At 47.8% G+C, this 25,210-nt stretch carries 21 protein-coding genes and 3 pseudogenes; 12 read left to right on the forward strand and 12 right to left on the reverse strand.

Annotated elements, in window-relative coordinates; translation table 11 throughout:
- Positions 1-10 precede the first annotated feature (10 nt).
- Positions 11-775, forward strand: coding sequence for a 2-dehydro-3-deoxy-D-gluconate 5-dehydrogenase KduD (kduD, locus tag MHB78_RS21635; RefSeq protein WP_046130117.1), 765 nt, complete (start codon positions 11-13; stop codon positions 773-775).
- Positions 776-822: 47 nt separating this feature from the next.
- Here the strand turns inward: kduD and MHB78_RS21640 are convergent.
- Positions 823-1,954: pseudogene (locus tag MHB78_RS21640) on the reverse strand (zinc-dependent alcohol dehydrogenase).
- Positions 1,955-2,104: 150 nt separating this feature from the next.
- On the opposite strand from MHB78_RS21640, the gene MHB78_RS21645 reads away from it, so the two are divergent.
- Positions 2,105-2,251 carry a hypothetical protein gene (locus MHB78_RS21645; RefSeq protein WP_157759347.1) on the forward strand — a complete coding sequence of 49 codons (147 nt, stop codon included), beginning with the start codon at positions 2,105-2,107 and terminating at the stop codon, positions 2,249-2,251.
- 24 nt (positions 2,252-2,275) lie between these two features.
- On the opposite strand, the gene MHB78_RS21650 is transcribed toward MHB78_RS21645, so the two are convergent.
- Entirely contained in the window at positions 2,276-3,649 is a 1,374-nt protein-coding gene (locus tag MHB78_RS21650) for a sugar porter family MFS transporter (protein WP_046130118.1), read from the reverse strand.
- Between the two features lie 303 nt (positions 3,650-3,952).
- Between MHB78_RS21650 and MHB78_RS21655 the strand changes: the two genes are divergently transcribed.
- Both MHB78_RS21655 and MHB78_RS21660 read left to right on the forward strand, forming a co-directional pair.
- Entirely contained in the window at positions 3,953-4,909 is a 957-nt protein-coding gene (locus tag MHB78_RS21655; protein WP_046130119.1) for an LCP family protein, read from the forward strand.
- 171 nt (positions 4,910-5,080) lie between these two features.
- A complete protein-coding gene (locus MHB78_RS21660) occupies positions 5,081-5,941 on the forward strand; it encodes a Cof-type HAD-IIB family hydrolase (RefSeq protein ID WP_046130120.1) in 861 nt (286 codons plus the stop codon).
- A 261-nt stretch (positions 5,942-6,202) separates the two neighbouring features.
- Here MHB78_RS21660 and MHB78_RS21665 read toward each other — a convergent pair whose 3' ends face one another.
- From MHB78_RS21665 to pgsB, 5 genes are all read right to left on the reverse strand, one after another.
- Positions 6,203-7,390, reverse strand: coding sequence for a C40 family peptidase (locus tag MHB78_RS21665; RefSeq protein ID WP_231947517.1), 1,188 nt, complete (start codon positions 7,388-7,390; stop codon positions 6,203-6,205).
- Positions 7,391-7,847: 457 nt separating this feature from the next.
- Entirely contained in the window at positions 7,848-8,015 is a 168-nt protein-coding gene (locus tag MHB78_RS21670) for a hypothetical protein (RefSeq protein WP_099047078.1), read from the reverse strand.
- Positions 8,012-9,181 carry a CapA family protein gene (locus MHB78_RS21675; protein ID WP_046130122.1) on the reverse strand — a complete coding sequence of 390 codons (1,170 nt, stop codon included), beginning with the start codon at positions 9,179-9,181 and terminating at the stop codon, positions 8,012-8,014. Before MHB78_RS21675 ends, MHB78_RS21670 begins: the two co-directional genes overlap by 4 nt.
- A gap of 19 nt (positions 9,182-9,200) precedes the next feature.
- Entirely contained in the window at positions 9,201-9,650 is a 450-nt protein-coding gene (gene pgsC / locus MHB78_RS21680; RefSeq protein ID WP_046130123.1) for a poly-gamma-glutamate biosynthesis protein PgsC, read from the reverse strand.
- Positions 9,651-9,665: 15 nt separating this feature from the next.
- Complete coding sequence (pgsB, locus tag MHB78_RS21685) at positions 9,666-10,847, reverse strand: poly-gamma-glutamate synthase PgsB (RefSeq protein ID WP_046130124.1); 1,182 nt, start codon at positions 10,845-10,847, stop codon at positions 9,666-9,668.
- Between the two features lie 786 nt (positions 10,848-11,633).
- On the opposite strand from pgsB, the gene MHB78_RS21690 reads away from it, so the two are divergent.
- Genes MHB78_RS21690 through rbsB form a run of 6 tightly spaced genes read left to right on the forward strand, consistent with a single transcriptional unit; the run spans position 11,634 to position 17,290 of the window.
- Positions 11,634-12,623: a LacI family DNA-binding transcriptional regulator gene (locus tag MHB78_RS21690; protein WP_046130125.1), complete on the forward strand. Its 990-nt coding sequence runs from the start codon at positions 11,634-11,636 to the stop codon at positions 12,621-12,623.
- Positions 12,616-13,497 carry a ribokinase gene (gene rbsK, locus MHB78_RS21695; RefSeq protein WP_046130126.1) on the forward strand — a complete coding sequence of 294 codons (882 nt, stop codon included), beginning with the start codon at positions 12,616-12,618 and terminating at the stop codon, positions 13,495-13,497. Before MHB78_RS21690 ends, rbsK begins: the two co-directional genes overlap by 8 nt.
- Positions 13,494-13,889 (forward strand): D-ribose pyranase, encoded by a 396-nt coding sequence (gene rbsD / locus MHB78_RS21700; RefSeq protein WP_046130127.1) that lies wholly within the window; start codon positions 13,494-13,496, stop codon positions 13,887-13,889. Before rbsK ends, rbsD begins: the two co-directional genes overlap by 4 nt.
- A 20-nt stretch (positions 13,890-13,909) precedes the next feature.
- Positions 13,910-15,391, forward strand: a complete 1,482-nt coding sequence (locus MHB78_RS21705; RefSeq protein ID WP_046130128.1) for a sugar ABC transporter ATP-binding protein — start codon at positions 13,910-13,912, stop codon at positions 15,389-15,391.
- Between the two features lies 1 nt (position 15,392).
- Positions 15,393-16,361, forward strand: a complete 969-nt coding sequence (rbsC, locus tag MHB78_RS21710) for a ribose ABC transporter permease RbsC (RefSeq protein WP_046130129.1) — start codon at positions 15,393-15,395, stop codon at positions 16,359-16,361.
- 14 nt (positions 16,362-16,375) lie between these two features.
- A complete protein-coding gene (gene rbsB / locus MHB78_RS21715; protein ID WP_046130130.1) occupies positions 16,376-17,290 on the forward strand; it encodes a ribose ABC transporter substrate-binding protein RbsB in 915 nt (304 codons plus the stop codon).
- Between the two features lie 53 nt (positions 17,291-17,343).
- Here rbsB and MHB78_RS21720 read toward each other — a convergent pair whose 3' ends face one another.
- Complete coding sequence (locus MHB78_RS21720) at positions 17,344-18,279, reverse strand: LysR family transcriptional regulator (protein WP_046130131.1); 936 nt, start codon at positions 18,277-18,279, stop codon at positions 17,344-17,346.
- A gap of 106 nt (positions 18,280-18,385) precedes the next feature.
- Here MHB78_RS21720 and MHB78_RS21725 point away from each other — a divergent pair, with 106 nt between their 5' ends.
- Complete coding sequence (locus MHB78_RS21725; RefSeq protein WP_046130132.1) at positions 18,386-19,159, forward strand: class I SAM-dependent methyltransferase; 774 nt, start codon at positions 18,386-18,388, stop codon at positions 19,157-19,159.
- A 46-nt stretch (positions 19,160-19,205) separates the two neighbouring features.
- On the opposite strand, the gene budA is transcribed toward MHB78_RS21725, so the two are convergent.
- Positions 19,206-19,970, reverse strand: coding sequence for an acetolactate decarboxylase (gene budA, locus MHB78_RS21730; protein ID WP_046130133.1), 765 nt, complete (start codon positions 19,968-19,970; stop codon positions 19,206-19,208).
- Between the two features lie 51 nt (positions 19,971-20,021).
- On the reverse strand, positions 20,022-21,740 hold the full coding sequence (gene alsS, locus MHB78_RS21735; protein ID WP_099047079.1) for an acetolactate synthase AlsS: 1,719 nt from the start codon (positions 21,738-21,740) through the stop codon (positions 20,022-20,024).
- Between the two features lie 160 nt (positions 21,741-21,900).
- Between alsS and alsR the strand changes: the two genes are divergently transcribed.
- Complete coding sequence (gene alsR / locus MHB78_RS21740; RefSeq protein ID WP_046130135.1) at positions 21,901-22,785, forward strand: acetoin biosynthesis transcriptional regulator AlsR; 885 nt, start codon at positions 21,901-21,903, stop codon at positions 22,783-22,785.
- A gap of 62 nt (positions 22,786-22,847) precedes the next feature.
- Here alsR and MHB78_RS21745 read toward each other — a convergent pair.
- Both MHB78_RS21745 and ggt read right to left on the reverse strand, forming a co-directional pair.
- A pseudogene (locus MHB78_RS21745) lies at positions 22,848-23,436 on the reverse strand (nitroreductase family protein).
- Between the two features lie 83 nt (positions 23,437-23,519).
- A pseudogene (ggt, locus tag MHB78_RS21750) lies at positions 23,520-25,089 on the reverse strand (gamma-glutamyltransferase).
- Positions 25,090-25,210 lie beyond the last annotated feature (121 nt).

A 25,210-nucleotide genomic window follows, 5' to 3' on the forward strand; every position in this document is an offset into this window, starting at 1 on the left:
CGTGAATCAGATGGGTTATCTTGAATCATATTTTTCTCTTGAAGGGAAAACCGCTCTTGTCACGGGCCCGGGCACAGGAATCGGCCAAGGCATCGCCGAGGCGCTTGCCAAAGCAGGCGCTGATATTATCGGCACAGCCCACACGAGCAGCCTCGATGAAACAAAGCGGCTCGTTGAAGAAGCCGGCAGATCGTTTGTTTCCTATCAGCTTGACATGGGGAATGTCGATGAAGTCGAAGCCTTCGCAAAAGAAGTGTCCGCCCGTCATCAAATCGATATTCTCGTCAACAACGCTGGGACGATCCGCAGAGAAAAAGCGGCCGAGTTTTCCCGCGAAAACTGGGAGACGGTCATCAATGTCAATTTGAACAGCCTGTTTACGCTCACACAGGCGGTCGGCAGGCAAATGATCGGGCGGAAGCAGGGGAAAATCATCAATATCGCTTCCCTCCTTTCGTTTCAGGGAGGCATTCTCGTTCCCGCTTATACGGCGAGCAAGCATGCTGTCGCCGGATTAACGAAGTCATTCGCAAACGAATGGGCCGCGCATAACGTTCAGGTGAATGCGATTGCTCCCGGTTATATTGCGACAAATAATACAAAGCAAATCCGCGAAGACGAAAACCGGAATGCCGAAATTTTAAAACGGATCCCGGCGGAGCGCTGGGGACGGCCCGCTGATATCGCAGGCGCGGCGGTGTTCCTCTCATCGCCTGCCTCCGATTATGTAAACGGGCATGTTTTAGCCGTCGACGGCGGATGGCTTGCGAGATAAAAGTTGAAGGCTGCCCGGCGAACGCCGGCAGCCTTCAGTGCGTCAGCTTATGGTTTTAACACCACTTTGATGCAGTCATCCTCATGATCGTTGAACAAATGATAGGCGCGGCTCGCTTCCTCAAGCGGAAGCCTGTGCGTAATGATTTCTTTCGGGTCAAATTCCCCGGCTTCGATTCCGAAAAATGTCCGGCATTAAATGGATTACTGGCGCCTGCCCCATTTTCAGCGTCACATTTCTGGCGAAAAAGGCGCCGAGCGGGAACATGTTATAGTTGCTTCCATACACTCCGGTGATTTGCACCGTGCCGCATTTTCTGACCGCCTTCGTGGAAATCTGAATCGGTCCGAGCGTTCCGCCCTGAAGCTTTAATTTTTGCTCTATATACTCAAGCGGCGATTTTTTTCCGTCCATGCCGACACAGTCAATGACGACGTCTGCGCCGCCTTTTGTGATTTCCTTCAGGTGCTCTCCCATATCGGGATATTCCGTAAAATCAAACACCTCTACATTGTTCAAAGCTTTGGCCTGTTTTAAACGGTAGTCCAGGTAGTCGACGGCGATAACCCGCTTCGCGCCCTCCATCCAGGCGAATTTCTGCGCCATCAGGCCGACCGGTCCGCAGCCGAGGACGATGACGGTATCCCCTTTTTTAACGCCTGCGTGAAGCACGCTCCAATAGGCGGTCGGCAGGACATCGGATAAAAACAGGAGGGACTCATCCTCAAGCTCGCACGATTCGGGAATGACAAACGGCGTAAAATTGCCAAACGGCACCTTCAAATATTCGGCCTGTCCGCCGGGATGGTTGCCGAATTTCTCCGAATATCCTAAATATCCGCCCGAATCATAATGCGGGTTGGAATTGTCGCATTGGCTTTCGAGTTTATTTTCACAATAGTAGCAATGCCCGCAGGCAACCGTAAACGGTATGACGACCCTGTCGCCTTTTTTTACTTTGGTCACGTCAGGTCCCGTTTCTTCTACGATGCCCATCGGCTCGTGCCCGAGCTGAAACCCTCTCGGAAGCGGAAAATTCCCCTGATAAAGGTGCAGATCAGACCCGCAAATCGCAGTAGATGTAATCCTGACGACGATATCGTCCTTTTTCTCAATTTTGGCGTCCTCCACCCGGCTGATCTCAATATGCTGCGGCCCCTGAAAAGTTACTGCTTTCACTCGTCAAACACTCCCATTATATTGAAGTACCTATAGTTTTGGATAAAGCGCCGATCTTATTCACTTAAACAAACGTTTGATTAAAAGACGAATGATCGGGAGCATCCATTCATACATAAAATAAACGGACATTTTGCGGGAGGTGCAGTCATGCTGCTAGAAATATTGGTCGGCGGAATGTTTGTATTCATCGTTTTCTTTTTGGTTTTCCGCGGGATCAAATCAGGGCATTTGCCCCGATTTGACGATTCGCAGGAAGAGGACGCCCCTGAAGAAAAAAACGACAAACCGCAGTAAAAAGGATGGCGGCATCCATCCTTTTTACTGCTCCGCTGCCCGGCTTTCGGCTTTCAAGCTGCTGCCGTGCTTTTCCTTTAAATCCTGTTCTATTTCTTCAAGGCTCTTTCCCTTTGTCTCCGTTACTTTGAAAAAGACGAACAGGAATGCAGCAATCCCGATTGCAGCATAGCAAAGGAACAAATAGCTGATGCCCATTACTTCAAGGAGCGGCGGGAAGCTTAGCGTCACGATGAGGTTTCCGGCGTGGAGCATGAACGTCGATACCCCCGTTCCGATTCCCCTGACGTGAAGCGGGAACAGTTCGGGGAGCATCACCCAGACAATGGGCCCCCAGCTGACAGCAAACACCACGATGAAGACGCCCAAGCAAATAACCGTCGTCCATGCCGCTCCGGTGGTATCGCCAAAATAGATGTTGGCTGCTGACAGCACGATCAGGCTGATGACCATCCCCGCATTTCCGAACAGCAAAAGCGGCTTTCTGCCGATCCGGTCGATCATGCGGATCGCCACAAGCGTCATCAGTACGTTAACCGTCCCGATGCCGACCGTTCCTAAAATAGCGGCTGAATCTTCAAAACCGACATTTGTAAACGTTTTTGGAGCATAGTAAATAATCGTATTCGTCCCGATGAATTGCTGAAGAAATGCGAGGCCGAGACCTGCAATCAAAGCCGGGCGAACCCATGGCTCAAAAAGTTCTTTCACCCCCCCTTTATCCTGCTCTTCCGCATTCTTGATCTCAGTTACCTCCTGCTCGACCCTCTTTTCGCCTCTCATCTTGTTCAGAACCGCTCTCGCTTTTTCCTCTTTCCCCTTTGCGAGCAGCCAGCGCGGGCTCTCAGGCATGAAAAAGATGCCGATCAGAAGAGCGATTGACGGTACAAGCCCCAAACCGAGCATCCAGCGCCATGCCCCAGCATCGCTAAACGCATAATTAATCAAATAAGAAATGAGAATCCCGATCGTAATCATCAACTGATTCAGCGAAGAAAGAGCGCCTCTTGACTCCTTCGGCGCCAGCTCTGAAAGATACAGGGGAACGATCGTTGTCGAACAGCCGACAGCAAGTCCGAGCACGATTCTAAAGGCCACCATATATTCCATCGTTGGCGCTAGCGCCGTACCCAGTCCGCCGATGCAAAACAGGACGGCCGCAGACATGATCGCCTTCCTTCTTCCGAAGCGGTCTGTCAGCTTTCCTGAAAAACCGGAACCGAACATCGCTCCGATTAAAATCGAGCTGACGACAAGCCCTTCTGAAAATGCGTTCAGTCCAAGTTCCTTTTTCATAAACAGGATCGCTCCGGAAATGACGCCAGTGTCATAACCGTAAAGAACCCCTCCCAATGCTCCGAAAAAATAGAGCCATCTATTCGGCCTATTTTTACTCATGAATGAACTCCTCCTCTTTTCAACAAGAGTGCTGATGTCTTTATGAATCTTTTACCTTATCTCTAATTCTTCAAACATCAAAAGTAAATTCCATTAAAAGGAATCTAATTAAATGAAACATTTTTATGTTTTTGACGTCCTATTATAGGTGTCAAAAATAAATAGAAGCAAAACGCCGAATCCCCGCGCCCGGAAACTTGATATATGGTAAAATCTAATACTGGGAAACAAGTATTTTTATAAAAATTTGAACTTATTCAACAATAATGGTACGTTTCAATAAATAGAAGAGGAGATTACAAAATGTCACGATCGCAACGAACGAAGAAAAGAAAACTGAGAAAATGGGTCAAATACTCATTGTTCTTGATCGCTTTAATTGTGACGGCTACAGTAGCTGCAGGCGGTTACGCCTACTATAAAGTCGCCAGCGCATCAAAAGAGGCGCATATCGACCTCGCTAGGGGAAGCCAATCCGTTAAACGGATTAAAGAATTCAATCCGGCCAAAGATAATTTTACAGTCCTCCTGATGGGAAATGACGCACGACCTGGCCAGGATATGAATAAAGAGCGAAGCGATGCCATGATTCTCGCTACTTTCAACCGAAAAGACAAGTCGGTAAAACTGCTGAGCATTCCACGGGATTCCTATGTGAATATCCCCGGGCACGGATTGGATAAAATTACGCACGCCCACTCGCTTGGCGGCCGGGATCTCAGTGTGGAAACCGTTGAGAATTTGCTTGATGTACCAGTGGATTATGTAGTGGATATCAATTTTACCGCCTTCGAAGAAATTATCGATGAGCTGGGCGGCGTTCCGGTTACGATTAAAAATGAATATATCGTCAAACAAATTACAAAAGATACAAAAGGCAAAGTCAATCTCACAACCGGTTCTCAGACTTTGAACGGCGAAGAAGCCCTGGCTTATGTCAGAACGAGAAAAGCGGATACCGACTTAATGCGCGGGCAGCGGCAGATGGAAGTGATAAAGGCGATCATCAGCAAATCCAAATCGATTACTTCCATTCCTGCATATGACGATATCCTTGACACACTTGGAAAAAATGTTTCGATGAACTTGTCACTAAATGACGCGATCGGATTGATTCCGTTTATTTCATCGATCCAATCAGTTGATTCCCTTCAGTTGAAAGGAAGCGATTATCAGCCGGGGGATATCTATTATTTCAAGCTTGATCAAACAACCCTCGCCGAAATCAAACAGGAATTAAAGCAGCAATTAGGCTCATAATACGAAAAAGGATGATCTGGCATCATCCTTTTTCTGCTTTATATCCTCACGATTTACTATTGAAAAAAATGAAATTTAGGTTTAGCCTTTTTACATAACAGATTTTTAGAAAGTTGTTTTTTTGCCTCTGAAAAACAGAAATTCGCTCTTACAGGAGGTCATATTTACATAATGAGGTTAATTGCAATCGATTTAGACGGAACCCTTTTAAACGCCGAAAGCAAAATTTCCGCTGAAAACCGTGCCGCTATCAAAAAGGCGCTTGTCTCAGACTGCATCGTAGCGATCTGCACAGGAAGGGCAACGTTTGACGTGAAAGCGCTGCTCAACGGTTTGGACATTCCGATTATCGCAGCAAACGGGGGAACGGTTCACGATTTTAACTATAAACTGCTCAGCCGGACCTTGATGGATCGGGAAGCCGGGCAGAAAACCGCCAAATATTTGACAGAACAGGATATTTATTTTGAAGTATATACGGATGATGCCCTTTTATCGCCGTTTGACGGCAAACAAAAACTCGAAGCCGAGCTTGATATTGTCGCAAGCGCCAATCCGGATGAAGACAGGGACACGCTGTGGCAGGGAGCGCTGACACAGTTCAAACAATTCGGGATCAAGCCGGTTCCCGATATTCGCAAAGTATTTGAAAGCGATGAAAACATTTATAAGCTGCTTTGCTTTTCGTTTGATACGGAGAAACTCAAAAAAGCAAAAGCTGATTTGTCGGCAAATCCGAAGCTCGGACTCACTTCATCAGGAAAGCATATTATCGAAATTCTCCCCGCCGAATCAGGCAAAGGCCGGGCCCTCAGAGAATTTGCGAAACACTACGGTATTGAGAAACAGGATATTTATGCAATCGGCGACAGTCCGAACGATTTATCAATGTTTGAAGAGGCCGGCCACCGAATCGCGATGGGAAATGCGATCGATGAGTTAAAACATATGAGCACGTTTATTACGAAAAGCAATGACGAAAATGGCGTCGCTTATTTTATCAATAAGCTGCTGGAAAACGAATATCATTAAAAAACAGATTGATGACAACATCCTAAAAAGGTTTAAAGTTTTAGGATGTTGTCATCTTTTCCGTACGGCCCTAAACCTCTGCAGTCTAGGAAGACCGAGCATCGGACTTTCACAAGACGTAGTGACGACGGTATTCGGATAGGACGTCCTTGCACTTCGTGGTGACGGAGGCCGTTCCTCGACGTTTCGGTGAGCACCGGCTTGTAAGGTCTGGCAGCGAATGCGAGGGTTTGTCCACACCGCTTGATGCTTCAAGCGGTTTTATTGAATTCTGATGCTTCCAACGTATTTATCCTTCCAATACGAGCTCGTCTCCATATCGGCGGTCGTCACGCCAGAAGACAGGGTGACCAAGGCGACTTGGCCGTTTCCGATGTAAATCGAAGGAATAAGGGTCGTCGTTCCTTTGAAGAACACGATATCGCCTGCCTGAAGCTCTCTTTTTTTAATGCTCGCGCCTGCTTTGTACTGCTTATCGGCATAGCGCGGAAGGTCGATGCCCGCTGCCGTTTTATAAACATACTGGATAAACCCGGCTGTATCAAAACCGTGCTTAGGCGTTGTACCGCCTTTTTTGTAAGGGACTTCGCCAATATATTTGATCGCTTCAGATACGATCGGATTTTTCGGGAGCGACAGATTGTCAAATCGGCGAATACCCGTAAATTTCTTTTGCCAGTATGAAGCAGACAAGTAAGAGATCGTCACTTTATCCGAGCGGCTCGCATGGATGAACCTGCCGCCGCCGGCATAAATACCGTTGTGTGATATGCCTGGCTTGTACGTGTTGCTGAAGAAGATGACATCTCCCGGCTGTATATCCTCCAATTTCACTTTTTTGCCGACTGCCCATTGCTGTTCGGCCGATCTCGGCAAATATACGCCGAGCGTCTCTCTAAACACATATTGGGTCAGGCCGGAACAATCAAATCCGATATCGGGGAACGCACTTCCAAACACATAAGGAACTCCAATGTAATCGAGGGCTTTTTGAACGACGGGATCATTGGATATTTTCGGCTCTTTCGTAATTCTTCTCGCCTGTTGATAGGCCGAACTCCAATAGGTGCTGCCTTCAAGCTTTGTAATGGAGATTCCGCCTGTTTTTGTGCTGTGAATGATTTGATCTTGTCCTAAATAAATGGCGACATGCGTCGGACCATCTGCTTCAAGGGCAGCGTTTTTGAAAAAGACAAGGTCGCCTTTCTCAAGGTCTTTCCGATCCACCTTTTTCCCTAGCTTCGCCTGCTCCTTTACCGTTCTCGGAAGCGAGACATCAAGCGCTTTTTGAAACACGTACTGCACAAAGCCTGACGGATCAAAACCTTCCTTAGGCGAAGCGCCGCCATAAGCATATTTTGTTCCTTCGAGTTTTTTTGCCGTTTCTGCAATATATTCGCCTTTCTCCTGAGCCTTGGCGACTTTGCCGCCATACCAAAATGGAAGCATTAAAAACGCTGCCATCCCGATAAATAAGAGCATCCGTTTGTACGCAGTTATTTTCTCCAATTGATCTTTTCCTCCTCTTTTTCTCTATCATCGTCGGTTTTACTGGGATATTTAAGGGCTGGGCTGATTCAATATATCGTTTGAAGCGTGAGAAGAAATGGCAGGCAACGAATGATCTTGCATTTCAAAACATCTGAGGGATATGATGCAGCAGGTGATAGACATGAGGTGTTTGTTTCATCCCGATCGGCCGTTTTCAACAAATCCGGGTATCATTCGCAGTTTCTTCTTTGACCGGGCTTTTACCCCTTAAAAGAATACAATAAACGCCGGCTGTTACCAACACCAAAATCCTCCTGAATTTTTATAAAACTTTTTTCCCTGATTGATTATGAAATTTGTCGCTGGTTCAGAAAAAAAGACTGCCGAGATGCTCTCGAACAGTCTTAGGGATTACTTATTGCTCAGCGCCTGTTGTGTTGTCCTGCTGACGCACTTTCTGCATTTCCGTTGAAATCTTTGCTTTTTCATCGTTTGACAATTCATCAGTGTATTTAAAAGCGGACATGAAGGAAATGATCAGAACGAGTCCTACAAACGGCCATAGCGCTTTAACAAATTTCATTTGTTCGTCACTCCGTTTTCGTTATTTTTCAGTTTGTCGGTATGATCGACTTCAAACGTTAATTTTCCGTTTTCCTCTTTCCAATCCAGGTTTGTCCCTTTTGTCAATTGGCGGAAAATCGCTTCCCGCTTCATGAAATCGCTCTTGCCCAACGGCGACGGCGTTGCTTCGCGAATATTGAGAGGCGTGACCTCGAAACGGCCTTTGCCGTCGTTCATTAAATGGTATTGAACAAGCGCGCTGTCGCGAGTTCTTGACCATCCCTGGTCAAAGACAAAGTTTCCAAGGCTGTAAAAAATAACTGTGCCTTTATACACTTCAATCGGTTCAAGAACGTGCGGGTGAGCGCCGATGATAATGTCGGCTCCCGCATCGGCGATCGCTTTTGCCAAATCTTTCTGCCTGTCGTTCGGTTCGTTGTCATACTCCTGACCCCAGTGAACATGCACGATGACGAGATCGGCTTTTTTGGACGCTTCCGCAATCATCGGAATGAAAATTTTCGGGCTTAACGGCAATACTCCGCCTCTGTCCTTTTTCGCTGTGAAATTTTTCGTGTAGGTGTCTGTAAATCCGAGCGTGGCAATGGTTTCACCGTTCACATTCTGATAAGATACATGCTGCTTCGCATCATCGAGGTTTTTGCCTGCGCCCACGATGTCCAGATTCTCTTCTGTGAACTTATTAAGCGTATCATCCAAACCGTTTTGCCCGTAATCCATCGCATGGTTGTTGGCGAAATTCAGCACATTGAAATTCATTTTTTTCAAGGTTTCCACAGACTCCAGATTGGTTTGAAGGTGAATGTTCTTTTCTGCGGGCTGGTAGTCTTTTTTATTGGTTGCCGGGTTTTCAAAGTTCCCTGTTATATAATCTGACACATCAAAGTATGGCTTCACATGTTTAAAGACACTTTCCGAACCGTGCAGATTCGTCACTTTTTCTACATTTCTGCCCATCATGATATCGCCGACAAAGGTTGCCGTCAGTTTAGCGTCCGTTTGCTTCGCGACTTGTGGAGGAGTTTTGGCGCTTCCAATCCAGGTGAAGACAAACATGAGACAAAATATTACAGGCAATGCGATAAGAACGTGTTTATTCGTTTTCTTTTTCTCCTGCTTTGTCAATTTCAGCAGCTTTCCCTGAAAGTTCAGTTGTTTTTTCATCGTTTTGACACACCTAACTTTAGATTAGATAGTAAGCATACATAATGACGAATGTTGCTCCGCTTAACAAAAGCGTACTTCCGAGCGTAATGGTCAGCCCTTGTCTTTGGATCGTATTGGCTATTAATCCCGGAACGATGATACCGATTCCCCTGAATTCCGCAATCTCAAACGGCATGGCCGGGTAGATGAAATCAAATCCGATTTTAAGAAGAATACCTGTAATCAGCATGGCCGCAAATTTTCTGCGTCCGTACAAAATCATGATCTTTGAAAGTCCGAATTTTACGATCACATATGTCAAGAGACTGACAAAAAGGACGAGCAGCATGAAAATCGGCTGATTGAACACAAGCCCCAAATAACCCGGTACGACAAGTCCCGCCGGTACAATTCCCGTTTTTTCTGCAAATATTAGACTGAGTAAAACTCCTAATATGAGGGCGATATATAAATCTGATCCAAACATTTTGTTCTCTTCCTCCTAGCTAACGAGCTGTTTAATCTTGTAATCTTGAATTTTTTCGATGAGAGGCTCCGCTGCCCCGTGAATATTGCCGATTCCGTAAATGACGCGGCCCTCTAATTTATTTTTCAGCATGAACATAATTTCTTCTGTCGTTTTGTGCTCCAAATCAAACAGCTTGTCCGCAGGAATTTTGCCCGCTTCATACGCTTTGACGATCGGCTCTGTCGTTTCCCCAATCAGCACAAGTTCACTTGCCTCAATATAAGGAAGAACATCATCTGCAAACTGCTGTGTCCTGTCTACCCGGTCGGCGCGGCAGTTCATAATGATGATCGGCTGATCCGTCGGGTAGCCTATTTCCTTCACGCGCTTCCAAATGTTCAGCGTGGAAGCTGCGTCATTTGCCGCAAAACCGTTGACGAAATGGCCAGGGTTTTTGGCGTTCATCAGCGGCAGCACCCTCATCGCTCCCGGATCAGGCGGCGCATTCAACATGCCTTTAAAGGCTGTTTCTTCATCAATTCCCAATGCTTGCGCAACCCCGAGAGCAAGCGACGCATTATCCGGGAACACCATATACTCAAACTGGCGGAGATAATCATCCGTTATTTTCGAGTTATCTGCGATGATGACTTTCGTATTCCGTTTTTCAGCTACTTCTTTAAAGAAATCCGTGTAAGGGCTATCCGTAATAACCAAATGGCCGTTATAAGGAATCGTTGCCGTAAACGCTTCTGCGATTTCATCCAAAGTCGGTCCCATGACATCCATGTGATCTTCAAGAACGTTTACAATTACCCCGATATTAGCCTGAAGCAATTCTTCCTGAAAGATGATTTGGTAATCAGGGTTAACGGCCATACACTCGCTGACGATCGCATTGGCTCCCCTTTCCACCGTCTCTTTCATGACTTCCTTTTGTTCACCGATATTCGGCCCTTGAGGCTTTCTTTTAATCGGCTTTTCTTCCGGTGTGTCCCAATAAATCATCCTTGCATCAGTCCCGGTTGTTTTTCCAACTGTTTTGTAACCTGCTTCGATTAATATCCCTGTTGTTAACCTTGTCACCGTGGACTTTCCGCGTATCCCGTTGATGTTTACCCGGACCGGCAGTGCATCGATGTTTTGCTGATGGCGCCTCTTTTCATAAATGCCGATCCCAACAACGACCACACAGGCTAATAGCATTACCCACATTGTTTGTCTACATCTCCTTCTTGGAATCTGATTGTAAATTCATTCATCAGTATATAGGTTCAATATGAAATCACAATCGGCATTATGTAACAGAAAACGACTTTATTTTTTGTGACAAAGATCATCTCACTTACGTTACTAATACCTACCCTCATATTGATAATTTTGGAAATCGACAGTTCTTATCTCTCACTTATTTTTCAACACATTTCGATGTATGCGTTTTCAAAATTACTCACATTTCGTTTTGTACGTTTATCCCTATTTTCTGAGAAAGGCTGAAAGATGGACTGGCAATGAATCTTTAAACGTCCGAAATCCGCTTATCATAGGGAAAACACCGGTGTTTCCGTTTATTTTTTAATCGGCATACAGTTAAAAAAGTCACCATTTCTGACTGATAAAGAAAAATCCGTCCTATGACACAAAGACTATATCTAAAAAACGCTCATTTCCTTTCTTCAATGAACGGGATTGATTAACAAAACCAAACAATTTGTGAGCCGATCGATTCACCTCGTTTTATCGTTTTTTAGGTTATAATCCTAGGATTTAAACTGCTCTTAAATTTTTTGATCTATATTTCATCAAACTTTAACATTTTTAATTTTTCTTACTATTCTATTGTTTATGAATTCGACATATTTATGATCCCGTCCCTATATTTTTCTTTCATATATCATTGCTTTGCAGAAATACAGTCTGGCAGTTTTTTTCATTGTCAATTCTTCAAGCTCGTGATACTCTTTGTGTAAACGGTTACATAAAGAGGGGGTGAAGTCTTCGTTGGCCACGATTAAGGATGTCGCACTCGCCGCTAAAGTATCCGTCGCTACGGTTTCCCGCGTTCTAAATGAGTCCGGATACGTCCATGAAGAGACGAAAACCCGGGTTCTAAAAGCGGTAGAAGAGCTGAATTATCACCCGAATGAAGTAGCCAGATCCCTCTATAAAAGGGAATCGCGGCTGATCGGGCTGCTGCTGCCCGACATTACAAACCCGTTTTTTCCGCAGCTGGCCAGAGGCGTCGAAGATGAGATTCATCAGCATGGTTTTCGTCTCATCTTCGGAAACAGCGATGAAGATCTTGAAAAAGAGCTCGACTATTTGCAGACATTTAAACAAAATCACGTCGTCGGCGTGATTTCAGTGACAAATTATCCAGATGCGCCAAATTACAAAGATTCATCAATGCCGATCGTCTTTCTGGACAGAACGGGTGCGCATGCGCCGTCTGTTTTTGCGGACGGCAGAGAAGGCGGCCGGATCGCCGCTTCAGAAATCATAAAACGACACTCGAAGCGAATCACACTTATGAAAGGGCCGGGCCATTTGCAGACGGCAAAAGACCGGTTTAACGGATCCCTCGATATATTAAGCAAAGCCGACGTCGACTTTCATGTCATGGCGACCGAGACGTTTTCTTTTCCGGAAGCGCAGCAGCGGGCTGCCGAGCTGTTTTCCTTCTATCCCGGAACAGACGGTATTATCGCAAGCAATGACATTGTGGCAACGGCCGTTCTGCACGAAGCATTAAAACGGAAGATCAAAGTTCCGGAGGATCTGCAAATTATCGGCTTTGACGATATTCCGCAAAGCGAATTGCTGTTTCCTCCCCTGTCCACGATCAGACAGCCCGCTTATGAGATGGGAAAAGAAGCGGCAAAATTGCTGCTTTCGGTCATGAAAAACGAATATATTGGACAATCGGCTGTGCAAATGCCGGTGACTTTTATTGAAAGACAAACGACGAGAAAGGCGGATGACAATGAGTAAAATATGCGTAATCGGCAGCTCTTCAATGGATTTGGTCGTGACGTCCAAAAAACGTCCGAAAGCCGGGGAAACGGTGCTTGGCGATTCATTTCAGACCGTTCCCGGGGGAAAGGGCGCAAACCAGGCGGTCGCTGCGGCGAGATTGGGCGCAGACGTGTACATGATCGGCTGCGTAGGCGATGACCATTACGGGAAAGCGATCCTGGACAATTTAAAAGCGAACGGTGTTTTGACAGACTATGTGGAACCGGTTACAGGTACAGAAAGCGGCACAGCCCACATCGTACTTGCAGAAGGAGACAACAGCATCATCGTCGTCAAAGGAGCAAACGACCATATAACGCCCGACTATGTCAAACAGGCGCTCCCGGCGGTTCAGCAGGCGGATATCGTGCTGATCCAGCAGGAAATTCCGGAGGACACCGTCGATTATGTCAGCGGGCTGTGCAAATCGCTTAGCATCCCTCTGCTGCTTAACCCGGCGCCGGCCCGGCCTCTCAGACCGGAAACGATCGAAAATGCGGCGTACATGACGCCGAATGAACACGAAGCATCGATTTTGTTTAAAGGCCTTTCCCGTGAAGAAGCGCTAAAACGGTTCCCGTGCAAACTGTTCATCACAGAAGGCAAAAACGGCGTCCGCTATCACAATGGGACCGAGGAACGGCTCATCCCTTCATTTCCGGTTGAACCAGTTGATACAACAGGCGCCGGAGACACCTTCAATGCCGGACTTGCCGTCGCTCTTTCAGAAGGTAAGGATATCGAAGCAGCCCTGCGTTTTGCCAACCGTGCAGCCTCCCTGTCCGTATTACAATTCGGGGCACAAGGCGGAATGCCAAAACGGGCCGAAGTGGAGCGGGCGCTGTCATGAAAAAACACGGCATATTAAACAGCCATATCGCCAAAGTGCTCGCCGACCTCGGGCATACCGACACCATCGTCATCGCAGACGCCGGTTTGCCCGTTCCGCCCGGGGTTCTGAAAATCGATTTGGCTCTGACACTGGGAACCCCCGGCTTTCAAGACGTCGCAAAGCTGATTGCCGGAGAAATGGCAGTCGAAAAAGTAACCGCGGCTGAAGAAATTAAAACAGGCAATCCGGAGCAGAACGCATTTTTACACGGACACTTTGCAAAGCAGACGATTGAATATATGTCACACGAGGCATTTAAAGAAGCGACAAAGCAGGCAAAAGCCGTGATCCGTACCGGGGAAGCAACCCCTTATGCAAACTGCATATTGCATGCCGGGGTGATTTTTTAAATAGAAGGAAGGTGCAGCAGGTGTATATCGAAATGAAGGACATCTATAAAGCATTTGGTCAAAACCGGGTGTTAACAGGCGTTTCCTTCGAGCTTCACGAAGGCGAAGTCCATGCCTTGATGGGAGAAAACGGCGCCGGAAAATCAACGTTGATGAATCTATTAACAGGCCTTCACAAGCTTGACAGCGGAACGATCAAAATCAACGGCAGAGAAACCTATTTTTCCGGTCCGAAAGAAGCTGAACAACACGGCATTGCCTTTATCCATCAAGAGCTGAATATTTGGCCTGACATGACCGTATTGGAAAATCTGTATATCGGCCGGGAACTGTCTTCAAAACTCGGATTTTTAAACAGCAAGAAAATGAAAGCGCTAGCAAAAGAGCAATTTGAAAAACTCGGAGTCTCCATTTCTCTTGAAAAAGAAGCCGGGCTCTGTTCGGTGGGCCAGCAGCAAATGATAGAAATCGCCAAAGCGCTGATGACCGATGCAAAGGTGATCATCATGGACGAACCGACCGCAGCCCTGACCGACCGGGAAATCAACAAATTGTTTGCCGTTATCGAATCGTTAAAGAAAAACGGCGTTTCCATCGTTTATATTTCCCATCGCATGGAAGAAATTTTTGCGATTTGCGACAGGATTACGGTGATGCGCGACGGAAAAACGGTCGATACGAAAAACATTTCCGATACCGATTTTCATGAAGTCGTCAAAAAGATGGTCGGCCGGGAGCTCACAGAGCGCTATCCTGAGCGGAATCCAAAGCCCGGCCGAATCGTTCTTGAGGTCAGGGGCGCAACGAAAAAAGGATTATTCGAAAATATCAGCTTTCACGTCCGCGCCGGTGAAATCGTCGGCGTCTCCGGGCTGATGGGCGCGGGCCGCACGGAAATCATGAGAGCGATCTTCGGCCTCGATCCGCTCGATGCGGGCGCCATTTTGATCGACGGCAAAAAAGCGGTGATCAAAACGCCGAGCGATGCGGTGCAAAAAGGCATCGGCCTGATTACCGAAAACCGGAAGGACGAAGGGCTTGTGCTTGACGCATCGATTCGGGAAAACATCGCACTGCCGAATCTTGCAAGCTTTTCCCCTAAAGGATGGATCGATCACAAAAGCGAACAGCAATTCGTCGACCTTTTGATCAAGCGGCTTATGATCAAAACGGATTCTTCGGAAACGCCGGTCGGCAGCCTTTCAGGCGGAAACCAGCAAAAAGCGGTGATCGCCAAATGGATCGGCATCGGGCCGAAAGTGCTGATCCTGGATGAGCCGACACGGGGCGTCGATGTCGGGGCAAAACGGGAAATTTATCAGCTGATGAATGAGCTGACAGACCGCGGCGTCGCGATCTTAATGGTCTCCTCCGAGCTTCCCGAGATTCTCGGCATGAGCGACCGCGTGCTTGTCATCCGCGAAGGAAGCTTAAGCGGAGAACTATCGCGGCAAGACGCCACACAAGAACGGATTATGACACTCGCTACAGGAGGGCTGTAACATGAACACTCAACCCGCAAAAGAAATGGGAAAAAACGTGTATCTCGACTCTATTTTGCAAAAGCTCGGTCCGTTTCTCGGCCTCATCATTCTCGTTGTTATCGTATCGCTGTTAAACCCGGGCTTTTTAGAACCATTAAATATTTTAAACCTGTTAAGACAGGTCGCCATTAATGCTTTGATTGCGTTCGGTATGACTTTTGTTATTCTGACCGGGGGGATCGACCTGTCCGTCGGAGCAATTCTCGCCCTTTCAAGCGCTTTAATCGCAGGGATGATCACGGGCGGGATCGACCCGATACTCGCGGTCGTCATCGGCTGTCTGATCGGGGCATTGCTCGGCATGGTAAACGGACTTTTGATCACGAAGGGGAAAATGGCTCCATTTATCGCAACGCTGGCGACAATGACGATTTTCCGCGGCCTCACGATGGTGTATACGGACGGAAATCCGATTACGGGGCTCGGTAACCACTACGGCTTTCAGCTATTCGGACGCGGATACTTTTTAGGCATCCCCGTCCCCGCCGTCACGATGGCAGCCGCCTTTATCCTGCTTTGGGCCATCCTTCACAAGACGCCGTTCGGCCGCCGCACATATGCGATCGGCGGCAATGAAAAAGCGGCGCTCATTTCAGGCATCAAGGTATCCCGCATCAAGATCATGATCTATTCTCTCGCAGGCCTTTTATCTGCATTAGCGGGCGCCATTTTGACGTCGCGCCTCAATTCGGCGCAGCCGACGGCAGGGACCTCTTATGAGCTGGACGCCATCGCCGCGGTCGTATTGGGCGGAACAAGCCTTGCCGGAGGAAGGGGAAGAATCGCCGGCACGTTGATCGGCGTGCTGATCATCGGGACATTAAACAACGGCTTGAACCTGCTCGGCGTTTCTTCGTTTTTCCAAATGGTCGTCAAAGGGATCGTCATCTTGATCGCAGTTTTGCTTGACCGCAAGAAATCCGCATAAGGGGGACACGATTCATGAAAAAATTGCTAACGGTAGTTACGGCGCTGGCGCTGCTTTTCCTGTCAGCCTGTTCATTGGAGCCGCCTGAGTGGGCGAAGCCCAAAAAAGAAAACGGAAAAGAAATCAAAATCGGTTTATCTGTCTCAACGCTGAAAAACCCGTTTTTCGTATCGTTAAAAAACGGCGTTGTGAATGAAGCGAAAAAACGCGGCATCAAAGTGATCGTCGTTGACGCCCAGGACGATTCGGCAAAACAGACAAACGATGTCGAGGACCTTCTTCAGCAAGGCGTTGACGCGCTGCTGATTAATCCGGCCGATTCATCGGCGATTTCCACCGCCGTCCAATCGGCAAATTCGCTCGGCATCCCGGTCGTTACCCTTGACAGATCTGCCGAAAAAGGAAAAGTTGAAACCCTTGTGGCTTCAGATAATGTCAAGGGCGGACAAATGGCGGCCGATTACATCGTTGAACGGCTCGGCAAAAGCGCAAAAGTCGCCGAGCTCGAGGGCGTTCCGGGCGCGTCTGCTACGCGGGAACGGGGTTCAGGCTTTCACAAAACAGCCGACCAAAAGCTCGATGTCATCGCAAGGCAAACGGCCGACTTTGACCGCACAAAGGGATTAAACGTCATGGAGAACCTCCTGCAGGGAAATCCTGATATTCAAGCCGTATTCGCCCACAATGACGAAATGGCGCTCGGTGCGATCGAAGCGATCAGAAGCTCGGGGAAAGACATTCTCGTCGTTGGATTTGACGGAAATGAAGATGCGATTAAAGCGGTCAAAACGGGAGAAATGGCGGCAACGATCGCCCAGCAGCCTGAATTGATCGGAAAGCTTGCCGTCCAGGCGGCGCAAGATATTCTGAACGGCAAAAAAGTCGATAAAACCATACCTGCTCCGCTAAAGCTGGAAAAATCAAAATGATTCTCGGGTAACCCGCCAGGCGGCCTGCGGAGCGAAACGGCTAGACCTCTTGATCACAAGAGGTCTTTTTTCAAGCTGTTTTGCGCCGTCTCCATAAAAGCTTGTGCGGCGAGACTGACATAACAGCTTTCCGAATAAGCAAACACAATCGTTCGGGTCGGTGCAGATTGCAAAGGGACATAGACGAGACGCGGAGACGATTTCCTCATCACCATTTGCGGGACAATCGTGACGCCCATTCCGTTTTCAACGAGGGACTGTGCGGTTTCAATGCTGCTCGTTTTGAATGTGACCTTTGGTTTGAACCCTGCTTTTGCGCACAAATCAAGCACCGTTCTGCGGAAACCGTATCCCTCTTTTAATAAAATAAACGGCACATCCTCGGCAGCTTGCAAGGAAACGGCTCTTTTTTCGGTCTCTCTCCGAACAGAATAAATGAACGACTGCATCTGTTCAGTCATCCAGCTCTGCTTTTCAAACGGAACGGCGAGAAAAAGCGGCTCCGTCAATATCGGAACGGTAACGAGCCGTTCATTATCGATGGGCAGCGGCAAAATCGCCAAATCAATTTCGCCTTTTTCCGTCATTTGTTCTAATGCTGCAGGTGATTCTTCTATCAGCTGAACGCGCACGCCCGGATGTTTTTCAAAAAACGTCTTCAATAGCGGAGGCAAAAGGTGCCCTCCCGTTACCGCAGGTACACCGATCGACAGCCCCGTACCCATCCCCTGGCGCTGATCCTGCATTTCGCGCAGCAGATCGTCTCTTGCCCGCAATATGTCCTGGGCTCTTTGAATAAACCTCATTCCTTGCGGAGTGGGTGACACGGCTCCCCTTTTTCGATAAAACAAAGGAAAACCGAGCTCGCCCTCCAGTTTTTTGATCTGCTGGCTCAGCGATGGCTGGGCGATGTGGAGGCTGTCAGCCGCCTTCGTAAAGCTGCCTTTTTTATATATTTCCGCCGTGTATTCAAAAAGCCTCATATCCATGGCCGCACCTCCATAGTTTCAGACTATTGTATTCATACATTTTATATCTTGGACTGATAGATGTCGATGTCGTTACGATAAATCTATAACCATTTTAAGGAGGATGATGGTTATGAAAACGAGAGCACAACAGCAATTTTCGAAAAACGCTGAGCAATACCGTGATGAACCGCTGTTTTCAGCAGGAAAGGATCTTGAAGCAATGGTAAAAAGCGTGCCGCTTGCAGGAGATGAAGCCCTGCTTGACGTCGGAGCGGGAGCGGGGCATACAGCGATTGCATTTTCGCCCTTCGTCATGCAGTGCACAGGCATCGATGTTACTGAGGAAATGGTCAAGACCGCTGCCCTTTATGCGAAAGAAAAAAACGCCTGCAATGTGACGTTTCTTCAAGGTGATGCGGAAAAGCTCGATTTCCCGGACGCTTCTTTTGATATCGTCACATGCCGGTTTGCGGCTCATCATTTCCCTGACATCAGCCGGGCGATGTCAGAAATCGCCCGCGTATTAAAGCAGGGGGGCAACTTTATCCTCGTGGACCATCACGCACCTGAAGACAAGGCCCTCGACCAGTTTATCAATCGGCTCAATCGGATGAGAGACCCGTCGCACGTCCGGGAATATTCGCTGGCCGAATGGAACAAATGGTTTGAAGAAAACGGCCTGGATTATATGGAACAGGGAAGGTGGAACATCCCCATTGAATACGACAACTGGATTCACCGGGGAGCGGTACCTGAGGAAAAAAGGCCGGACATTGCCGCCCATTTGACCGGATCATCACAAGCATGCCGCGATGAATTCCAAATTGTCCTGGCCGAAAACGGCCATCCGCTTTCATTCTGCCTTAAAGGGGTGTTGATTTTAGGAAAGAAGCGGTAATGGCTGAAAAAAAGCCCTCTTTTTTCGGAAAGAGGGCTTCACTTCATTATTGCTCCGGATTTCCTTCCGTCGCTTCAATGCCTGCCACAAGATCGTGGCTTGCTAAATCAGCTTTAAAGAAATCCTTCGTATTCGGCAATCTGAGGTTCATATTCAGTTTTTGCGAAATCTGAACCGTACATTTTTCGATTTCATAATCAAATACATGTCCGCCGCCATTGCGATCTTCATCAATAAAATGAAGGTGGAAGCCTGATACGGCGATGCCGTGGGCAAACTGAGGCGTCCAAAAACCGACGATCGTGCCTTTGATGTCGTCAAAATCGAAGATCGGCTGGGATTTCACCGCTTCGACCATCGGCACGTACGGTTTTTCCTGCAATTCCACCGTTCTCGTTTTTACTTTTTTAAAGACGCCGTCCATACGGATCGCGTAAAACAGGTTTTCGCTCGGCACGATCTTCTTCATCTCTTTTTCAAACGCTTCGAGCGTCATTCGCTGATTGATCTCATGATAAATGTCCGGACGGAAGAACGTCAGCGAACAAAAAGGAGAACAGTCAGTTTCTTGAACGGGATAGGCTTTTCCATCTGAACGGAGACGGTAAAACTCGCCGTCAAACCCGATCAGTTCCCCGTCGAGCTGATTAAACGTGCCGATTCCGAAGTCGCCGTGTTCCTTGATTTCCGACATGTAAAAGTCCCCGTCGTAAATACCGTCCAATAGGGAAACCATCGTTGAGACCTGATAGACTTGGTCAAGATTTTTATCGACGGATTGAATGACTTTCTGCTTGCTTATACTTTTCATTTTCCTCTTTTCACTCCCTTGATTTTAATATGATGACTGGACGTGCTGTGATCAAGATTGATTAGAGGTTTCTTTTTTTAATTGTTCCTCAAACGCTTTAGGAAAACGTTGGTCTGCCAAATGAACATTGTCGCTGTAATCGACAGGAATATCAATGACGACAGGACCCTCTGCATCAAGACCCTGCTGAAGCACTTCTTTCAATTCTTCCGGCGAATTAACCCTTAAGCCTTTTGCTCCAAAGCTTTCAGCGTATTTTACAATATCTATATTGCCAAAGTCGACTCCGGAAGTCCGGTTGTATTTCATTTCCTGCTGGAACGCCACCATGTCATATGCGCTGTCATTCCATACAAGGTGAACGATCGGAGCTTTTAATCTGACCGCTGTTTCCAATTCCATCGCCGAGAACAGGAAGCCGCCGTCGCCTGAAACGGATACGATTTTTTGTCCCGGGTTTACAAGAGATGCTGCAATCGCCCAAGGCAAAGCGACGCCGAGCGTCTGCATGCCGTTTGAAATCAGCAGGCCAAGCGGACGGTAGCAGCGGAAATATCTGGACATCCAAATGGCATGTGAGCCAATATCGCAAGTCACCGTGATATCATCGCTCACCAAATTGCGCAAATCGTGAACGATTTGCAGCGGATGTACGCGGTCTGATTGCTTCTCTTTAGGAGGCTCGCTTTGTTCCTTCAATGCTTTGCTTAACTGATGAAGCACAGGTACGAGCGCTTTGTCGATTGAGACAGGAAGCGAATCGTGTTCAATATGGTCCAAAGTCGCTGCGATATCCCCGATTAGTTCGATGTCCGGCTGATAATCGTGATCGATTTCCGCTTGAATTTCATCTAGGTGAATAATGCTTCGTTCGCCTTTTTTATTCCACAATACCGGATCGTATTCAATCGGATCGTACCCGACCGTCAAGACGACATCCGCTTTTTCCAATAAAATATCTCCGGGCTGATTGCAGAATAATCCAATTCGTCCGAAGTATTGGTCTTCCAAATCATGAGCAAGCGTTCCCGCTGCCTGATACGTTTCGACAAACGGAAGCTTCACTTTTCTCAGCAGACGGCGGACAGCTTCTATTGCTTCAGGTCTTCCGCCTTTCATTCCGACAAGCACGACAGGAAGGTTTGCATTTTGAATTTTGGCGATGGCCGCACTGATGAGTTCATCCGGAGCTGCGCCCAGTTTCGGCGCAGGCAAGGTTCCTACCGGTTTAGCGGTAGCCGGACCGGCTGTTACGTCCTGCGGAAAGCTGAGAAAGGCTGCGCCGGCCTGTCCAGAAGCTGCCGCTCTGAACGCATTTGTTACGGCTTCAGGAATATTGTTAGGATCTTCAACTTCTGCGCTGTATTTCGTAATCGGCTGAAATAACGCCGCATTATCCATTGATTGATGGGTCTTTTTAAGACGATCCGCTCTCTTTACAGCACCAGCAAGAGCAACAACCGGATCTCCTTCTGTATTGGCTGTTACAAGACCGGTAGCTAAATTAGAAGCTCCCGGACCTGAGGTCACCAGGCAAACACCGGGCTTTCCAGTCAATCGTCCGACTGCCGCCGCCATAAATGCTGCATTTTGCTCGTGACGGCATACGATCAATTCAGGCCCTTTGTCTTTCAACACGTCAAATACCGCATCGATTTTTGCTCCCGGAATACCGAAAACATGAGTGACACCCTGCTGAATGAGACTATCCACCACAAGCTCTGCTCCTCTTACCGTAAGAGTTTCATTTTCAGCGGCTACTTTTTTCAAAGCCCTCACTCCTCCATTTTCATTCATTTACAATGAATTTTTAATAAAATTATTGTATTATTAAATATATATCTTGTGGAAATTGTTTTCCAATACTTCTTTGTCTTACAATTAATATGTAAAACGACTGAAATCGCATTCAGAAAGGAATGAGTGAAAAATGGAGCTGCGCCACCTTCGTTATTTTATGGTTGTAGCCGAAGAGCTGCATTTCGGAAAAGCAGCTCTTCGGCTGAAAATGACTCAGCCTCCGCTCAGCCAGCAGATTAAGCAGCTAGAAAGTGAGATTGGCGTCACCTTGCTGAAGAGGTCAAAAAGAGCCGTCAAGCTGACGGCGGCAGGCGGCGTTTTTTTAAAGCAGATAAAAGAAGGCCTGTCCCAGATCGATCAGGCGGTTGACATGGCCCAGCGGACCGCCCGGGGTGAACTCGGCAGGCTCGTGATCGGCTTTGTCGGCTCGGCGACATACGAAATTATGCCGCCGATCATCAGGGAGTACCGCAGACAATTCCCTTCAGTCAACATTGAATTGCGGGAGCTGTCGACCCCAAACCAAATCGAAGCCTTATTAAACGGACACATCGACATCGGCGTTTTGCACCCTCCGTTAGGAAACGATGAACTGAAGTCATACACAGTGAAGAAAAGCCATTGCGTACTCGCGCTTCCTAAATACCACCCGCTTACTAAAAAATCCCGGATTTATCTGCGTGATCTTGAAGACGAGTCACTGATTGCGATCGACAAATCAGCATGGCCTTCTTTATACACTGACTTCATTTTTTCGTGCGAGCAGGCCGGCTTCGTTCCCAACATCGCCCAGGAAGCGACCGAATATCAAATGGTGATCGGCCTCGTATCTGCCGGAATGGGGGTTGCGGTCGTGCCGACGGCGGCCAAACGGCTGTTTAACCTTGATGTGGTCTACAGGGAAATCGATGACCTTTCGCTTCGGGCAGAATGGGTCACCGCCCACAGAAAGGACAACCGCAATCCGGCTTTGCAGCATTTTATAGAAGTTTCGAATGAGGTTTCAACATCATAGACTGGTAGAATATGCAGCAAAATACCCAATGAACGGCCGTTCATTGGGTATTTTTGTTCCTTTTATTTATGGATTTTCACGCGTTCTGAAATCGGCGCGAAATCTTTTTCTCCAGGCTCTGCTACCGGATGGCCGAACGGCATTTGCGCGATCAGCTTCCAGCTTTCAGGGATGTTCCATTCTTTTTTGACTTCCTCATCAACGAGCGGGTTGTAGTGCTGCAAAGTAGCTCCGAGACCTTCGCTCTCCAAAGCGGTCCATACGACAAGCTGGAGCATGCCAGAAGACTGCTCAGACCAGATTGGGAAATTGTCTTTATACAATGCAAATTGTTCTTGAAGTCCTTTAATGACGTTTTGATCTTCGAAAAACAGAACCGTGCCGTAGCCGCTGCCGAAAGCGTTCATTTTTTCTTCCGTGCTTGCAAATTGATCGGCAGGAACGATTTTTCGCAGCGTTTCGGTTGTGATTTCCCTGCTGCCCGCCCAATAGAACAACGGCCCTTGAGCTTTGCGAATTGAATGATGACGGGGTGTGGTTGACGGCAAACTCGACGATTTCCCGAATTTTGTCGTCCGATACCTTTACATCTTTAGAGATTCCATAAATTGAACGCCTTTCTTTAATCGCGGTGTAAAAATCTTTAGCCAACGTTTTCGCCTCCCAAATTATCTCGATTTCGAGATAATTATAGCTCGTGGAAAAAATTGTGTCAAAAGATTTGTTTCGAACATTTACTTTCCTATCGCTGCCCCGTCGCAGCGCGGATCAGTTCCCCCCCCTCGGGAAGCCTTGATCATCGATTTGGATCGCTGCCGCATGTCCCATCACGCCGTCAAAATCATCGACAACGGTGACCAGATGCCCCCGCTCTTTCAGCTTTTGAATCACTTCTTCGTCCACCCTGTTTTCGATTCTCACGCCTGCGACATAATCTCCCCACGTTCTGCCCCACAACCATCTCGGCTCATTGATAGCCGTTTGCGGGTCCATTCCGTAATCGATCATTCTCGTCAAAAGAGCGGTTTGGGTTTGCGGCTGCCCTTCCCCTCCCTGTGTCCCGTAAAGGATTTTCGGTCTGCCGCCTTTGCACGCCATGGCCGGCATCAATGTATGGAACGTTCTTTTTCCGGGCTCCAGTCTGTTGACATGCCCGGGGTCAAGAGAGAAAAACGATCCTCTGTTTTGCAGAATGATTCCCGTTTCGCCCGCCGTCACGCCTGATCCGAATTCAAAATAGAGGCTTTGAATAAAAGACACAGCATTTCCTTCTTCGTCTGCAACCGCTGCATATGCCGTATCGCTGCCGACCAGCGGGCTTGCAAGCGGCTTCGCTTCATCGCCGATATTCTCCGCGATATCTCTCGCGTACTCCTTGTCAAGCAAACGTTCGAGCGGCACCGGCGAAAAATCGGGATCTGTCAGAACCTCGTTGCGGTCGGCAAAGCTTCGCTTTAATGCTTCGATCAAGAGATGATAGTATTCAAAGGTACCATGGGGGATTTTCGTAAAATCATAGTGTTCCAGGATGTTCAGCGTCATGAGCCCTGCAAACCCTTGGGAATTAGGCGGCATTTTATAGACGTCATACCCTCTGTATGAGGAAGAAAGCGGTGTGACCCATTCCCCTTTATGGCGCATGAAATCTTCCAGTGTGAGCAATCCTCCGTTGTTTTGCAAATAACCGGCTATCGATTGGGCGATTTCCCCTTTATAAAATGCGTTTTTTCCTTTTTCCGCAAGAAGGGCTAACGTCCCGGCCAGCTCTTTTTGCACAAAGCGTTCACCTTCGGCGGGAGGCCTTCCGCCCGGAAGAAAAATGTCTGATGTCACCGGGATTCCGGAAAGCCATTCGGCATGTTTTTCGGTGGTCCGGCATTGATCCGTCGAGGCGGGGAACCCCTCTTCAGCGTACGCGATCGCCGGCTCAAGCACCTCTTTCAGCGTTAAACGACCGTAAGTTTTCAAAACTTCGTCCCAGCTGTCAGCCATGCCCGGAACCGTAATTGCGCTCAAAACGCCTCTCTCCGGGATGGCAGGCTCCCCTTTGTAGCATTCGCGGGTCACCCGCATGCCCGATCTTCCGCTGCCGTTGAAACCCGTTACCTCTCCGCTCTCCGAACGGTACATCAGCCAAAAAGAATCCCCGCCGAGTCCCGTCTAGACGACCGCGAGGCAAGCGCTGACGCAAACGGCTGCATCAAACGCGTTTCCCCCTTTTTCCAGCATCCGGTGTCCGGCAAGCGACGCGAGATAATGGGGACTGACGACCATCTGTTTCGTTCCGATTCTTAATTTCTCCATATTCCTTCCTTTCTGTTAAAACGTCTGTTTTTCTTTTGAAGTATAGCGGCCGGAATCTCCAGGTTCTACCTCCGCGGAAGAAAACCTTCCAATCATTTTTCATAAAGTTGAATAAAATCGA

It is taken from the genome of Bacillus sp. FSL K6-0138, from assembly GCF_037982765.1.
Lineage (GTDB): Bacteria > Bacillota > Bacilli > Bacillales > Bacillaceae > Bacillus > Bacillus glycinifermentans.